Source organism: Archangium violaceum, from assembly GCF_016859125.1.
GTDB classification, from domain to species: domain Bacteria; phylum Myxococcota; class Myxococcia; order Myxococcales; family Myxococcaceae; genus Archangium; species Archangium violaceum_A.
Map to the genome: position 1 here is coordinate 6839883 of NZ_CP069338.1, position 14761 is coordinate 6854643.

At 69.1% G+C, this 14761-nt stretch carries 10 protein-coding genes; 3 read left to right on the forward strand and 7 right to left on the reverse strand.

Going from position 1 to position 14761, the window contains the following annotated elements; all coding sequences use genetic code 11:
* Nucleotides 1–39: 39 nt before the first annotated feature.
* Nucleotides 40–486 carry an STAS/SEC14 domain-containing protein gene (locus JQX13_RS29405; protein WP_203402799.1) on the reverse strand — a complete coding sequence of 149 codons (447 nt, stop codon included), beginning with the start codon at nt 484–486 and terminating at the stop codon, nt 40–42.
* A 414-nt stretch (nt 487–900) separates the two neighbouring features.
* Between JQX13_RS29405 and JQX13_RS29410 the strand changes: the two genes are divergently transcribed.
* Nucleotides 901–2010: a glycosyl hydrolase gene (locus JQX13_RS29410; protein WP_239013925.1), complete on the forward strand. Its 1110-nt coding sequence runs from the start codon at nt 901–903 to the stop codon at nt 2008–2010.
* Here the strand turns inward: JQX13_RS29410 and JQX13_RS29415 are convergent.
* The gene (locus tag JQX13_RS29415; protein ID WP_239013926.1) at nt 1977–3104 is read right to left on the reverse strand and encodes a Na/Pi cotransporter family protein; all 1128 of its coding nucleotides are present in this window, start codon (nt 3102–3104) and stop codon (nt 1977–1979) included. The two genes, JQX13_RS29410 and JQX13_RS29415, sit on opposite strands and share 34 nt — an antisense overlap.
* Before the next feature lie 118 nt (nt 3105–3222).
* Nucleotides 3223–3723 (reverse strand): SixA phosphatase family protein, encoded by a 501-nt coding sequence (locus JQX13_RS29420; protein WP_203402801.1) that lies wholly within the window; start codon nt 3721–3723, stop codon nt 3223–3225.
* A 167-nt stretch (nt 3724–3890) separates the two neighbouring features.
* On the opposite strand from JQX13_RS29420, the gene JQX13_RS29425 reads away from it, so the two are divergent.
* A complete protein-coding gene (locus JQX13_RS29425; RefSeq protein ID WP_203402802.1) occupies nt 3891–5612 on the forward strand; it encodes a bifunctional metallophosphatase/5'-nucleotidase in 1722 nt (573 codons plus the stop codon).
* A 72-nt stretch (nt 5613–5684) separates the two neighbouring features.
* Here the strand turns inward: JQX13_RS29425 and JQX13_RS29430 are convergent, their stop codons facing one another.
* Entirely contained in the window at nt 5685–7310 is a 1626-nt protein-coding gene (locus JQX13_RS29430) for a carboxylesterase/lipase family protein (protein WP_203402803.1), read from the reverse strand.
* Between the two features lie 157 nt (nt 7311–7467).
* Here JQX13_RS29430 and JQX13_RS29435 point away from each other — a divergent pair, with 157 nt between their 5' ends.
* Nucleotides 7468–8424 carry a bifunctional 5,10-methylenetetrahydrofolate dehydrogenase/5,10-methenyltetrahydrofolate cyclohydrolase gene (locus tag JQX13_RS29435; protein WP_203402804.1) on the forward strand — a complete coding sequence of 319 codons (957 nt, stop codon included), beginning with the start codon at nt 7468–7470 and terminating at the stop codon, nt 8422–8424.
* A 27-nt stretch (nt 8425–8451) separates the two neighbouring features.
* Here the strand turns inward: JQX13_RS29435 and JQX13_RS29440 are convergent, their stop codons facing one another.
* From JQX13_RS29440 to JQX13_RS29450, 3 genes are read right to left on the reverse strand one after another with little or no spacing between them, the layout of a single operon-like run.
* Entirely contained in the window at nt 8452–9960 is a 1509-nt protein-coding gene (locus JQX13_RS29440) for a complex I subunit 4 family protein (RefSeq protein ID WP_203402805.1), read from the reverse strand.
* Entirely contained in the window at nt 9960–11384 is a 1425-nt protein-coding gene (locus tag JQX13_RS29445) for an NADH-quinone oxidoreductase subunit 5 family protein (RefSeq protein ID WP_203402806.1), read from the reverse strand. Before JQX13_RS29445 ends, JQX13_RS29440 begins: the two co-directional genes overlap by 1 nt.
* Nucleotides 11371–14757, reverse strand: a complete 3387-nt coding sequence (locus tag JQX13_RS29450; protein ID WP_203402807.1) for a YbcC family protein — start codon at nt 14755–14757, stop codon at nt 11371–11373. Before JQX13_RS29450 ends, JQX13_RS29445 begins: the two co-directional genes overlap by 14 nt.
* Between the last annotated feature and the right edge of the window lie 4 nt (nt 14758–14761).

Genomic DNA, 14761 nt, shown 5'->3' on the forward strand with positions numbered 1-14761 from the left:
GACGTGGTCCCCGCTTGAGTCCGCTCACACACCTGGTGCTCAGCCGGTGTGCCAGGTGTGCGAGCCGAACTGGTCTCGCACGCGCGCGGCCTCCGCCGTGAAGCCGGTGCTCTCCATCCGGGCGAGGATCCATGTCAGCGCCGAGTCCATGTCCGAGACGATGACATAGGGTGTCCCCGGAGGGCGGACATGGAAGAAGAGGCTCATGGCCGCCCGTATGAAGGGCGAGGTGACGATGAATGCCGATCCTCGCCCCCACGTTCGTTCCAGCTCGTCGTGGATCCGGCTCCACTCCACCTGCCGCTGGCGCTGCGCGTTGTTCGGTATGCCGGAGCGACTCGTGTCGATGAGCATGAAGAACGGCTCCCGCCGCTGGAGGAAGCTGGACAGTCGCTCGAGGCTCTTCTCGTACTCCATGTCCGACATGGTCCCCACGTAACGGGTGATGAGCAGCGGCCAGAGTGAATCATCGAAGGTGACGGGCATGCGCTCTCCCCCCTCGGATGGAGCGAAAGAACTCTGGTCAGGGACTGCTCCATTCTAAGCGAATTCGAGACTGCTCCAACATGGGGGCAGAGGTGGCCAGGGACGTTTGTGTTCGCCGCCGGCGCACGCGGCGCGAGGTTTTGTTCATGACACTGACTCACCGTGCTGGAACTCGGACGCGGTGTGTGCTGGAAACGAGGTTTGCGGGTACTTCAATTCTAGTTGATTTTACTTGATATACTCGTGTTGAGTGGAAAGCGCGTCCTTGTGCGAAAGTGAGTCAAGATGATGTCCGGCGTCTTTCGATCTGGAGTCTCGGTTCTGCTGTTGATGTTCCTGGCCAGCCAACCCGCGCAAGCCCAGACACGGAGCGTGAAGAGGGGCGTTGCCTATGGGTATCACTCCGCGGAGGACATGAAGGCCCTCTCCGTGGGTATGAGCTGGTGGTACAACTGGGCGTCCACGCCCGATGCGGGGGCCGCGGGTGTCTATGCCTCCCTGGGCGTGTCCTTCGCGCCCATGGTCTGGGGTGGAACGCCGAACGCGGACCAGCTGGCCGCCGCCATTCCCGCGGGGGCCGAGTACCTGCTGGGATTCAATGAGCCCAACTTCAGGTGGCAGGCCAACAAGACTCCCAGTCAGGCCGCGGCGCTCTGGCCCATTCTGGAGGAGGTGGCCCGCCGCAGGAACCTGAAGCTGGTGTCGCCCGCCGTCAATTACTGCGGAGAGTGTGTGTCGGAAGGAGGCGTGACCTATTCCGATCCGGTGGCCTACCTGGATGCGTTCTTCGCCGCCTGCACGAACTGCAAGGTGGATTACATCGCCGTCCATTGGTACGCGTGCGATCTCAGTGCGCTCCAGTGGTACATCGGCCGTTTCAAGAAATACAACAAGCCCATCTGGTTGACCGAGTTCGCCTGCGGGGACATGCCGCACGATCAAATCACCCTGGCCGTGCAGAAGAAGTACATGACCGACGCGGTCAACTACCTGGAGAACGAGCCCGCTGTCTTCCGTTACGCCTGGTTCTCCGGGCGGAACAACGAGATCCCCCACATCAACCTGCTCGGTGCCTCGGGTCAGTTGACGGAGCTGGGGCAGTTGTACGTCAGCCTGCCGTCTGGCTCCCAGGGTGGCCGGTTGACGCCTGTCCTGGCCATGTCCTCGTCCAGTGAGAACAGTGGCACGGGTCCGGAAAAGGCCATCGACGGGGACATGATCAGCCGGTGGAGCAGTGCCTTCTCTGATCCTCAGTACCTCGTGCTCGACTTCGGCTCCTCGAAGAAGATCTCCCGGGTGAAGATCCATTGGGAAGCGGCCCATGGCAAGGATTACCAGCTCCAGGTTTCCAACGATGCCTCCACGTGGACGCCCGTGGCCTCGGTGGTGTCTGGTGATGGAGGCGTGGATGACCTCACGGGCCTCTCCGCCAATGGCCGGTTCTTGAGGATCCACGGAACGAAGCGGAGCTCGGGGTATGGCTATTCCATCTATGAGGTGGAGGTGTTTGGCGAAACGCCCTGATGAAGGGCCGGCGAGGAGGTGTTTTCCGTCCGCCGGTCCGGAATCAGCACCTTCAGCGCGCGAGCGATGAGGGGCAAGAAGCCGATGAACAGGAGGACGCCCAGGACATTGAAGATGACCTGGGCGTTGGCGATCTGCCGGCCCACGCTGGCATCGCCCGAAATCCACCGGGACAGGTCCACGAGCCGCGACGCACAGAGGACGCCGAGGGTGGCGGTGATGAGGTTGAAGAGGAAGTGGAACACCCCCGTGCGGATGGCCTGGCGGCTGCGTCCGATCGTGGCGATGAGCGTGTCCGACACCGTCCCGAGCTCCGCTCCGAGCATGATCGCGACGCCCGCCGGCAGGGAGATGAGGCCCTGGCTGGCCAGTGTCACGACGATGGCCATGGTCCCCGATGAGGACTGGATGAGCATGGTGAACAGCGCACCCACCGCCGCGCCCTGGAGCGGGTTCTTCCCCAATTCCCGCATCCACCGCAGGAAGGGCGGATGGTTCTTGAAGGGGGACATGGCCTCCTCGATGAGGTCCAGCCCGAAGAACAAGAGCCCCATTCCGAACACCACCCACCCCGCGTTCTTCCAGCGCGCGCCCCGGCCGAAGGCGAGGAGCAGCGCGCCCACCGCGAGGCCCACCGGGGCGTACTTGCCGATTTGAAAGGCGACGATCTCCGCGCCGAACGTGGTTCCGATGTTCGAGCCCAGCACCACACCCAGGGACTGGACGAAGCTGATGAGGCCCGCGTCGACCAGGGCGATGACCATGATGATGGTCACCGAGGACGAGTCCAGCAGGGTCGTGGCCGCCGTCCCGGTGAGGACCCCGGCGAAGCGGTTGCGGGTGAATCTCCCCAACAAGCGCCTGGCGGGTTCCACCGCGAGCCCCTTCAACGCCAGCGCCAGCCGCGAGACGCCGAACAGGAAGAGCACGAGCCCCGCGATCAATCCCATGGTGAGCTCGAAGGGCTCTGGCCCGGAGGCGCCCTGGCCGCCTCCGTCCGACGTGGCGGCCTGTCCCAGCGCCGGCAACATCACCAGGAGGGGAGGGAGGCGGCGGGTGAGGTTCTGGATGAATGACGGGGAGCTGGGTCGCACGGGCTTTCCTCCAGTGGGCTCGGGCCAGAGGTAAGCTCGCCCTCCGGGCGCGGAGAGTGGAGGGATGTGCCAGTTGTGTGAACGCAGGTGCCTCCTCGCCCGGCAAGCGGGCCGCGTCCTACCCGGCCTGGAGCTCCTCCGGGCGCAGGATGTAGCGGCCCGGCGCCGCCATCCACGCCAGGGAGAAGCGTTTGCCTTCCGGGTAGAGCGCGAGCACGGTCCCCTTGCGGAGCTTGCCCGGCAGCTCATCCAGCTCCAGGGCAAGCGCGCTCGCGCGGGCGAGCGAGGGATTGTGGCCCACCAGCATCCAGCCCGCTCCCAGCTCCCGGGCGAGGTGGAGGATGCGCTTGTGGGCGTTGCGGCGGGGCTCGAGCTCCGGGTGGACCTCCACCTGGTTCAGGCCGAAGGCCTCGGCGAGGATCTCCGCGGTCTGGATCGCGCGGACCAGGGGGCTGGTGGCGATTCCCGCCATGGGCGTGAGGCGCGCCAGCTTGCGCGCATGGGTGCGGAAGCTGGCACGGCCTTCCAGGGAGAGGGGGCGGAACTCGTCACCCAGGCGGTGGTGATCCTCGGCCGCCGCGTGGCGGACGAACATCAGGGGCATCTGATGGGAGGACATGGCGGACGCGTCCCTAGGCTCCTCACGCATCGAGGGCAAGCAACGTTCCTGCGTCAGGGCGCCCGATGACTCCCGTTCCACAACTCCACAGAGGCGGGGGATTGGTCCAATCGTCACGGGATGGGTGGTTCCACTGGGATGGGTTTTCGGCTACGTCCCCTCCTGCCATGCACCTCCTGCCAACCTCGTCCACTCGTCACCCGAAGCGCTCCAGCACCCTCCTGCTGCTCGGAGCCCTGTTCTCTGGCTCGCTGCTCGTCCTCGACTCCGGCTGCGGGGAAGAAAAGCCGAAGCCCCCGCCCGAGAACCGTCAGGTTCGCCTCCAGCTCCTGGCCATCAACGACTTTCACGGCAACCTGGAGAAGCCCACGGGTAGCAACGGCCGCATCGAGGCGGAGCCGTCCAAATTCGTGGACGCGGGCGGTGCGGCGTACCTCGCGCACCACATCTCGAAGCTCCGGGAGGAGAATCCCCATACGGTCGTCGTCTCCGCGGGCGATCTGATCGGAGCCTCGCCGCTGACGTCCGCGCTCTTCCATGACGAGCCCACGATCGAGGCGATGAACCAGATCGGCCTGGACATCAACTCCGTGGGCAATCACGAGTTCGACGAGGGCTTTGGAGAGCTGCTGCGCATGCAGTCTGGTGGCTGCCATCCGGTGGATGGATGCCAGGACGGCACGCCGTTCAGCGGCGCGAAGTTCAAGTTCCTCTCCGCCAACGTCTTCACGGATACCGTTTCGAGGCGGACGCTCCTCCCGGCCTATGACATCCGTGAGTTCGACGGAGTGAAGGTGGCCTTCATCGGGATGACGCTGGAGGGCACTCCGGGGATCGTGACTCCCACCGGCATCGCGGGGCTGTCGTTCCATGACGAGGCGGACACCGTCAACGCGCTCATTCCGGAGTTGCACGAGCAGGGCGTCAAGGCCGTCGTGGTGGTGCTGCACGAGGGTGGATCGCCCACGGGCCGGTACAATGAGTGCCCGGGGATCTCCGGTCCCATCGTGGACATCGTCAACCGGTTCGACCCGGAGGTGGATCTGGTCGTCTCCGGCCACACGCACCAGGCGTATACCTGCGTCATCAATGGCAAACACGTGACCAGCGCGGCCAGCAACGGGCGCCTCGTCACGGACATCGATCTCGTCCTGGACGCGGCCTCGGGCGACGTGGTGGAGACGACCGCGCGCAACGTCATCGTCACGCGTGAAACCGCGGACACCGCCGTGGAGGCGCTGGTGAACGACTACGTCACCAAGTCCGCGCCCCTGCGGGACAAGGTCATCGGCAATACCCCGGCGGATCTGAAGGCTCCCGTGCGTCCGCTGCCGGCGGGCGGCTCGGGTGAGTCCGTGCTCGGCAACGTCATCGCGGATGCGATGCTCGCGGCGACGAGCAAGCCCGAGACGGGGGGCGCCGTCATCGCCCTCATGAATCCGGGTGGCGTTCGCGCGGACATCGCCGCGGGAGACATCACCTACGGTGAGGTCTTCACGGTGCAGCCCTTCGCCAACAACCTGGTGACGATGACGCTCACCGGCGCACAGATCGAAAGGGTCCTGGAGCAGCAGTTCCCGGCGACCGGCAGTCCCTCGATCCTTCAGGTCTCCGAGGGCTTCTCCTTCACCTGGAAAGCTTCGGGTCCCCAGGGAGACAAGATCGATCCCGCCTCCATCACCCTCAACGGCGTGCCCCTCGACATGGCGGCGAGCTACCGCGTCACGACGAACAACTTCATGGCCGCTGGCGGCGATGGGCTCACGGCGCTCACCGAGGGGAAGGAGCTGCGCACCGGCCCCATCGACGTGGACGCCCTCGAGGTCTACCTGCGCGCCAACAGCCCGCTGACCCCGCCCGGCCTGGGCCGTATCTCCGTCACTCCCTGAGAGAGCGGCGGAGCGCCTCCTGCCCGGCATGGCGGGGGCGCTCCGTCTCCCAGACGGACCCGGCCGCCCTGCCTACTTCGTGAGGAGGCTCTGCCAGAGCTGGCGCTCCTCGTGCCTCGGATCATTCTCGAGCCGGGCCGGGAGGTCGAAGATCAGGGTGGCGCGCTGCTCGGTGGTATAGGCCGGCCACTCGGGCAGGCCGGGGTGGTTCGGGTTGCCGGTGCGCGCGAAGGCAATCCACGCGGAGCTCATCTGCTCGGCCAGCTTGAAGCGCTCGGGGTCCTTTCCGGTGAGGCTCGGGACCAGGTCGGCGTTATCGAAGACGAAGGGGATATCGAGCGCGTGCGTGGCCTTGAGCTTGCCCTCGAGCACCGGCGTCTCCCAGGTGAACAGGTACATGTAGACGGGGGCCGCGCCCTGGGCCACCTTGCGATCCGCGACCAGGAGTGACGGCGCGCGGAACATGTCGCTGCCCGCGGCGATGAGCACGTCCTTGGCCGACGCGTCCGGCATGCGGCCGCGGTAGTGCTCGAAGACCCGGTCCTTCGCGTCACCCGCCAGCCGTCCCATGCCCGAGCGCGCCATGCCGTCGGTCATGATCCCCGGGAGCCCGAAGAGGAACAGCGTCATCTCGTCCCTGGTGGTGCCGATCAACAGCGGCACCTCGGCCGAGACGGTGGGGGCCGCCGGGTCGAACGGATTGCCGGGCAGGACGCGTCCATCCGCCACCGGGGTGAAGGGCGAGTTGAAGGTGAACGTCCCCTGGTTCTTCTTCATGACCACGGCCTGGGCGTCGAGCACCTTCTCGACGGGGAGGTTCTGCAGCGCCTCGAGGTCTCCGGGCTTGACCCCGAGCTCGCTCATCAGCAGCCCCGCCTGGGCGGCCGCCTGCTCCGGCTGCAACGCGCGCACGAGGGCGCCACTCTGGCTGATGGCCTTGTGGAACAGCCCCTTCGCCTCCGGCATGGCGAGCATGAGCGTCACCTTCATGCCTCCGCCCGATTCGCCGAAGATCGTGACGTTGCCGGGGTCCCCGCCGAACGCGGCGATGTTGTCGCGCACCCACTGGAGCGCCGCGACGATGTCCAGCATGCCGGCATTGCCCGACGTCGTGTTGGCTCCGCCCGTGTACAGGTACCCCAGCGCCCCGAGCCGGTGGTTGAGCGTGACCACCACCACGTCACCGCGCCGGGAGAGCGCGGTTCCGTCATAGAGGGAGGCCGAGCCGGAGCCCTCCACGAAGCCGCCGCCGTGAATCCAGACCATGACCGGGCGCTTCGCGCCATCCGCCACGCCGGGGGTCCAGACGTTGACGAACAAGCAGTCCTCGCTGATGGCCGGGTTGTCGGGCGTGACGAGCGCCGCCACGACCTCGCGCGCGACCGCCGTGCCGATGGCACTGCGCTGGGCACAGCGAGGGCCGTACTCGAGCGCATCCCGGACGCCACTCCACGGCTCGGGCGGCACCGGCGGCATGAAGCGGTTCTTCCCCGACGTGGGCCCGCCGTACGGAATTCCCTTGAAGACGCGGATGCCCTCGGAGAGCGCGCCTCGCACCTGGCCGCTCTTCGTGTCCACGATGACCGGACCTTCGTTCTTCAGTTCGCGACCCTTGTTCTCGGTCGCGATCTGCTTGTGGGCACAGCCACTCGCCAGGAGCAGCGCGAGCATGCCAATGAGTCTGCTTCCAAATCGCATGTTTCCTTCCTCCTGGCCGGATGCCATACCAAAATGACCCGCCGTGGACAGCAGTCGCGTCGTCCGAGTCGACTGCGGGAAGGGCCGGCGATCAGCGCTGGCGTCGACACCCGGTAGCCCGGTATAGGCAGCGGCCATCACGCGAGGTGAACAGACGATGGCTGTGCTCCTGTACGGAAAGCCGGTGGTGGAGGAAATCGAGCGCCGGTTGATGCCCGAGATCGACGAGCTGAAGGCTCGCCACGGTACGACTCCGAGCCTGGTCGTGGTCCAGGTGGGAGACGATCCCGCCTCGACCCGGTACGTGGGACGGAAGATCCAGTCCTGCGAGCGGCTCGGGATGAAGGCACAGCACGTCCTGCTCAGGTCGGACATCGGGCCCGCCGCGCTCCGCAACGAGGTGGCGCGGATCGGCGCGGGGAAGGACGTCCACGGCGTGCTCGTGCAGCTCCCGCTCCCGCGGCAGATCGAAGACCCGGACGCGAGCGGCGGGGCGGACCCCATCGACAAGTTCGACGTCCTGGATGCCATCCCGCCCGAGAAGGACGTGGACGGCATCGCCGCCGGTTCGGTGGCCGAGCTGTACCGGGCGCGGACGCGCCGCCTCACTTTCCTGCCGTCCACCGCCCTGGCCGTGAAGCGGTTGATGGACTACTACCGCATCGAGACGCGCGGCAAGCGCGCGGTCGTCATCGGGCGCAACGACATCACCTCCAAGCCCATCATGCTGCTGCTCGGCGGCCGCATCTGTGATGCCTCGGTGACCTGGCTCCACCGCCACGTCTCCCAGGAGATTCAAGCGGAGGCGCTCGCGCGGGCGGACATCGTCGTGACGGCGGTGGGACGCGCGGACTACCGCATCACGCGCGACATGCTCAAGCCGGGCGTGGTCTTCATCGACGTGGCGACGCGGGTGACGGAGTCGGGCAAGCTGGTGGGCGACGCGGACTTCGAGCCGGTGAGCGGGATCGCGTCGGCCATCACCCCTGTTCCGGGAGGCGTGGGCCCCATCACCGTGGCGGCGCTGATGGAGAACACGGTGCGCGCGGCCCGCTTCGCCGTGGGGGCGGGGGGCCTCGGCTACACGTTCCATCAGGGCCCGGCTCAGCCCTGAGTCCTCGAGGTGGCCGGGCCCGGCGTTTCACGGCTCGGCGTGGGCTCCTCCCGCGTGCCCCTCCCCCGGGGCCACGCGCTCCACCAGCGACTGCACGTGGGTCTCGCGCAGGCGCAGCAGCGGCCCGGGCAGCACCCCGCCCAGGAACACCAGCGCGACCGTCCCGAGCGCCGCCCACCGCTCACGCGGCAGTAGATCCTCCACCGTCTCCAGCGCCGTCGCGTGGCCATGGGCCGGCGCTCCGAGGAAGGTGCGCTGGAAGGCGCGGAAGAGGGTGATGCCGTTGATGGCGGTGGTCAGCAGCAGGGGCAGCGCCACCAGGGGGTGGGTCTCGAGGATGCCATGGAGCAGGAGGTCCTCGCCCACGAAGCTCAGCGTGCCGGGGAAGCCCAGGCTGGCGAAGCCCAGCAGGAAGAAGAAGGCCGCCATGCGCGGGCTACGGCGCACGAGCCCGCCCAGCCGCGTCATGTCCGTGGTACCGGTGCGCGCCTCGATGGCACGCACCACCAGCATCAGCCCCGTGAACGCGATGCCCACGGCCACGCTCTGCAGCAGTGTTCCGGAGAGGCTCTGGGTGTTGTCCATCGCGAGCCCCGCCAGCATCAGGCCCGACTGGCTCACCAGCAGGAAGCCCACCATGCGCCGCAGGTCCACCTGCGCCAGCGCCAGCACCGCGCCATAGAGCGCGCCGCCCAGGCCCAGCACGCCCAGCAGCGGCCCGGCGTGGGTCCACTGAGCCGGCAGCAGCGGCATCACCACGCGCACCAGCAGGCACAGCCCCGCGTGCACGTTCACCACCAGGCTCAGTCCGTACGGGCCCCGCGCCATCAGGACGGGCAGCCACGAGTGGAAGGGCACCACCGCCATGCGCACGCCCACCGCCAGGAGCAACAGCCCGAAGAGCGTCTGCTGCCACGGGGCCGGCACTCCGCGCGCGAGCAGCTCCGTCAGGGCGAACGGCGTCTCCACCCCCGCGCGCCAGCCCACCACACCCACCATCACCGTGGCGGCCAGCAGCGGCAGCGTGCTCGCGAGCATGTAGGTCCGGAAGGTGCGCAGCGCTCGCGCCTCCGGCTGAGCCTTCGCGCTGCGGGAGACGAGCACGCTCACCGGCACCAGCATGGCGACGAAGAAGGCGAGCATCAGCGCCAGGTCCTGCGCGCAGAAGAAGCCCAACGTCGCGCTCTCGGTGAGCAGCAGCGAGACGAGCGTGCTCCCGTCCAGCGACTGGCGCGGGCCGGCCATCAACCCCAGGGTGATCAACGCGCCGAGCGGCAGCGCCAGCACGCTCGCCCCATCCAGGCCCAGTTCGAACACCATGCCGAGCAGTGGCACCCGGAACCACGACTCCAGCAACTGGGGTCCTTGCTGGCCGCTCCGGAAGAGGAGCACCGCGGCGGCCGTCAGGGCCAGGGTGAGTGCCGCCACGCCCGTGGCCACCTGGCGGGCCCGCGTGGGCTGACGCACCCACCGCAGCGCCACCGCGCCCAGCACCGGCAGTACCACCGACATCGAGAGAAGAGGAAGGGTCCGCATCACAAGGCTCCTGTCGACTGACCGCCCGACGACTGCTCCGCGGGCCTCATCCCGGGCTGCTGAGGGGGAAGGGCCGGCCCGTTGCTCGGCCTCCACCCGCTCAGCGCGCCCACCCAACGCCGCTCCGCCCTGTCCATCCCCTGGCCCACCCGGAGCAGCGGACCGGTCACCCACCGCGCGTACAGCACCTCCAGGCCGAAGCGCTCGAGGGCCAGGCGATAGAATCGCCGCAGCACTCCCTCGGGCAGGACATGGTGCGCCACCGCGACGGTGGGGGGCTTCGCCGCGCGCAGGGCGGCGCGCCGCGCCTGCACCTCACGCAGGGCCGACGGGGCCCGCAGCAGCTGCAGGCACCGCAGGCAGGCGTGCGCCACCAGGTGCACCAGCGCCAGCAGGTACAGCCCCAGGCCCACCTCCGCGAACATCAGGCCCACCTGCGTGAGCACGCCGTACGCCAGCGAGCTCTTCACATCCGTTTGCACGCGCCAAACCAGCGTGGCGTGTACGGCCGTCACCAGGCCCACGCCCACCAGCGCCATGCGAACCACCGGCGCGTGCTCCAGTAACGGCGCCACGCGCAGCAGCAGGTACAGGCCCGCGTGCACCGAGAGCGCACCGTAGAAGAGGGCGCTCGAGGGAGTGGGGCCCTCCATGGCGCGAGGCAGCCAGCTGCTGAAGGGCAGCTGCGCCGACTTGCCCATGGCCGCCACCATCAGGCACAGCCCCAGCACCGTGGTCGGCACCACGCCCATCGTCACCGCCGGGCCCGGCCAGGGCCGATCCCCGAGCGCGTCCGCCCACTCGGCCGAGCCCGCGAAGTGGTGCAGCAGCACCACGGCCACCAGCAGGCCCATGTCACACAGACGGTAGATGGTGAAGGCCCTCAGCCCCGAGCGCACCGGCGTCGCCCGCTCGTGGAAGAAGCCGATGAGCAGCGCCGACGTGAGGCCCACCAGCTCCCAGCCCACGAAGAGCAGGTCGATGCTGCCGCTCTCCACCAACAGCAACATCCCCGTGGCGAACAGCGCGAGCAGCAGGAAGAAGCGCGCGAAGCCGGGCTCGCGGTGCAGGTAGTTCACCGAGAACCGGCCGATGAGCAGGGTGATGGCGCTGGTCAGCACCATCATCGTCGCCGACAGCCGGTCGACGAAGAACGACACCATGAAGCTGTAATCGCCGGCGGAGAACCACCGGCCCACCTCCACTTCCAACACGTCCTGGTGGTGCAGCATCAGGCTGGCCGCCGTCACCACCGAGCAGCCCAGGGACAGCCACAGCGCCCCCAACACCCACCGCACCACCGTGCGCTCCCGGGGCGCACGGTGCATGAGCATCACGCCTCCGAGCAGCAGGAAGGCCAGCAGGGGCCAGAGCGGTACGGTGGCCGCGAGCCACCCCACCTCGATGACTTCAATGCGCGACATGGACGGACTCTCCAGAAGAGGAGGGGACGCGGTGCGTGGCGGCCGGGCGTCCCAGGGGAAGGTCGATCAGCGCCGGGGGCAGGAAGTCCCGGTGCCCGCGGTACCAATCGGGCGAGGCGGCCACCACCGGCAGCGGCTTCCGGGGCGGAGTGACCGGCTGGAAGCCCCGGGGCGTGAAGCGCTGCTGCTCGCCCGTCACCGGATCCACGCTCACCAACTGCACCCACTCGTTGCCGATGAGCTCGCGGAGGATGGGCTGGCGCTCGTAGATGCCCGAGAGCACCGCCACGCTCGCCTCCACGACGATGAGCAGGCGCACCGGCTCGTGGATTTCGATCATCTGGCGCGGCAGACCCGTGCGCAGATCGCTCTCCACCCCATCCATCACCCCGAGCATGCCGGTGAGGTTGTGGGGCAGCTTGGTGCCACTGCCGTACCGGTCGTTGTCGATGCAGGAGAAGTAGTACTCCAGGTTGATGCCGGCGCCCACGGGGCCCGCGGCCACCAGGATGCGCTCCAGGATGGACCCGGTGGCATCGCGCGTCGGGTCGTACGAGATGAGGAAGGCGCGCCGGTCCAGGAAGAGGCCACGGGTGAGGGAGCGGCGGCCCACGACGCAGGTGGCGTTGGTGACGTGGCCGAGCTCGGGACGGGCCTGGCTGAGGTCCGCCGCGCGCCCCTCCACGTGCCGCAGCGCCGCGGCGGGGGGGAGGCTGAGCGGAGCGGACTCGAAGCGCCGGCAGCGCTCGTGCGCGGAGAGGGTGCGCGCGGTGTCCAGGGCCTTGCGCAGCTCGGCGAGCTCGCCGCGCAGGGACTCGGGCACGGCGTCCGTCTCGTAGAGCACCACCTCGTCGGTGGTGGTGTTGTGCAGCCCACCGATGAACCAGGTGGTGTCGGGGATGTGGATGCCGCGCTCGCGCAGCTTCGCCCGCACCTCGGGCCGGTTGGCCATCTCCGCGAAGAGGCGCGCGTTGGGACCGCCGTGGCGGCCACCGCAGGCGCCGCAGTCATAGGCGGACTGGTGCGGGTTGTTGACGCTGATGGCTCCGTGGCCCAGCACCACCACCAGACCGGCGAAGCCGTCCACCAGGCCCAGGTTCTCCAGCGAGGTGGCCACCCGCGTCGCCTTCTCGGCGATGGTGAAGCCCCGCGCCTTCTCGGTGGCGGCGGCCACGGTGGCGCTCTCCGCCTGCTCGCGCAGGCTCGTCAGCCGCGTGCGCGGGGTGGGCAGCATCCTCGCGGCGAGCGCCTTGCGCGCCTGGCTCACGCCGCGCGGGAAGAAGATGTGCAGGGGCAGCAGCAGCGCGGAGAGCAGGCCCAGCAACGGCGTCAGCAGCCAGCCGAGCTCCAGCGCGTGCGTGCCGTTGTGCAGCCAGTGGTCGAAGCGAGCCCACAGGGCGCGCAGCCTCGCGCGGGCCTCGGCCAGGTGGCCGTGCTCCGGGTGGGGGTGCTCCTCCACCACGTGCGCGGGGGTGACGACCACCGGGCACAGCGAGGCATGGCTCGCGTCGTCCAGGCCCCGGTAGTCGATGGCCACGCCGAAGAAGCCCGCGATGCCGAAGGTGTCGTGCCGCGGATCGAGCTCCTCGAAGTGCCGGCGGATGGCCTCCTCGCGGTCATCCATGCAGAAGATGACCTGGAAGCGTGGAGCGCTCACCGTGCGCGCCGACTCCGGGCGGAGCCGGTTCTGTGCGAGTCCCTGGAGGATCTCCATCCGATAGTGGTGCTCGTAGGCCTCCTGCCACACGCGGCGGCGCGCCTGGGCGTCGAAGGCCTCCAGCCACGCGAGCAGGGCCTGACGCCGGGGCAGCGGGAAGTCGGAGACCTCCATCGCCGAGAGCCCCGCGAGCTGCAGGAGCTGGAAGAGACGCCAGCTGCCCTCCGCGGCCGGGCGCTCCAGGGCCGCGGGTTGATGGGTGGCCACGCGCCGCGCGTGCTCCATCAGCCCCGATAGGGGGCCGCGGTAGTCGAGGCGCCGCCGGGCCACCGAGCGCAGCGCGTAGCGCTCCAGCGTGAGACGGACGGCGAGGAAGTCCATGAGCCGCGCGGGAGGCGAGCCGGCGGGCCGGTCCGCGGGGTTGGTCTCCAGCCGGTTGAACATGCCAGCCCACCCGGGCAGCGCGAGCAACACCCGGGTCAGGTAGGGCTCCCACTGCGCCTCGGGCACACCGAGCTCGTCGAGCGCGGCGAGCACCACGTCGCGCGGGGAGCTCCCCGCGTGCGCGAGCTGCTCCAGCTCCTCTTCGAGCCCCTCGAGCCAGTCCGGCAGCACGCCGAGTCCGGTGCGCTCGAGAGCGCTCCAGGCGGCGAACAGGCCGTGCTCGCGGTCCGGCATGTTCCAGTGCGACACGCCCTCGTCCAGAAAGGCGGAGCAGGCCCGGATGAGCTGGGGGTTGACGAGCTCGTTCACGTCCTCCCCGGTGGCCGCCCGCAGCACCTCGCGGTGGCTGCGCACCTCTTCCTTCTCCAGCTTCTCCTCGCCCCGGGTCCTCGCCGGGAGCAGCGGGGTGCGGCAGGCGGACCAGAGGGCGCTCACCGCGAAGGTCTCGGGCTGCCGCTCCAGGCGCTCGCGCAGCGAAGGATGGCTCCCGTCTCCACCGAAGGCGGCGGCCAGGGCCTCCACGGCGAGCGTCGCCTCGGCCCCCAGCCAACCCTCCACCGTGAGCACCGTCGTCCCGTCGAGCCGGGCCTTCACCCGCTCGAGGTAGGCGGTGGCCCGCGTGTCGGGGATGCCCATCCGGCGCAGGGCTGCCTGGGGTGCCATGGCGCGGCCCGGCTCGGCGGCGGCGGCGCGGATGGCCGCCTCCATCGAGGGCTCCACCAGGGCCACCGCCAGGTCGGTCATCGTCCAATCCCGCCCCAGGCGATCCATCCACTGGCGCAGCCCCGCGGTGGAGCGCTTCAGCAGCCGCTGGCGCGCCGCCTCCGGCACGTCGGGACGGAGCCGGTACGAGGCGGACAGCTCCGCCAGGCGCCAGCGCAGGGACGCGGCCGTCTCCTCGGGCAGCGGGTGGAGCAGGGCCAGCAGCTCCAGTTCCATGCGCGAGAGCGAGGCCGGAGAGATGTCCGCCAGCGTCTCTCCCGTCTCCCGCTCGGCCAGGGCCGCCTTCAAGTCCTCGTCGGTGATGCGGCCGCGCCGGTACAGCTCGCGGTAGCGCGACTCGGGGAGGTAGGCCTCGGTCTCGAAGGTGGCGCTCGCGGTGGCCAGCGCCTCGTGGAAGGGCAGGTGCTGGAAGGCGTGCAGCGTGTTGTGGTGCACGAACACGCCAATGGGGCCCTGGGCCGGCAACAGATGGCCCGCGTGGGCCAGGACGTCACTCAGTCGCTGGCCGCGAGCCGCCGCGAGCGGAGTGGGGGAGTGGGAGTGGCTCATGGGT

Excerpts from the sequence above, each read along its gene's own strand:
- JQX13_RS29410 (WP_239013925.1), top strand. The coding sequence starts at position 901 with ATGAAGGCCCTCTCCGTGGGTATGAGCTGGTGGTACAACTGGGCGTCC.
- JQX13_RS29420 (WP_203402801.1), bottom strand. The coding sequence starts at position 3,723 with ATGTCCTCCCATCAGATGCCCCTGATGTTCGTCCGCCACGCGGCGGCC.
- JQX13_RS29440 (WP_203402805.1), bottom strand. The coding sequence starts at position 9,960 with ATGCGGACCCTTCCTCTTCTCTCGATGTCGGTGGTACTGCCGGTGCTG.
- JQX13_RS29405 (WP_203402799.1), bottom strand. The coding sequence starts at position 486 with ATGCCCGTCACCTTCGATGATTCACTCTGGCCGCTGCTCATCACCCGT.
- JQX13_RS29425 (WP_203402802.1), top strand. The coding sequence starts at position 3,891 with ATGCACCTCCTGCCAACCTCGTCCACTCGTCACCCGAAGCGCTCCAGC.
- JQX13_RS29445 (WP_203402806.1), bottom strand. The coding sequence starts at position 11,384 with ATGTCGCGCATTGAAGTCATCGAGGTGGGGTGGCTCGCGGCCACCGTA.
- JQX13_RS29435 (WP_203402804.1), top strand. The coding sequence starts at position 7,468 with ATGGCTGTGCTCCTGTACGGAAAGCCGGTGGTGGAGGAAATCGAGCGC.
- JQX13_RS29430 (WP_203402803.1), bottom strand. The coding sequence starts at position 7,310 with ATGCGATTTGGAAGCAGACTCATTGGCATGCTCGCGCTGCTCCTGGCG.
- JQX13_RS29450 (WP_203402807.1), bottom strand. The coding sequence starts at position 14,757 with ATGAGCCACTCCCACTCCCCCACTCCGCTCGCGGCGGCTCGCGGCCAG.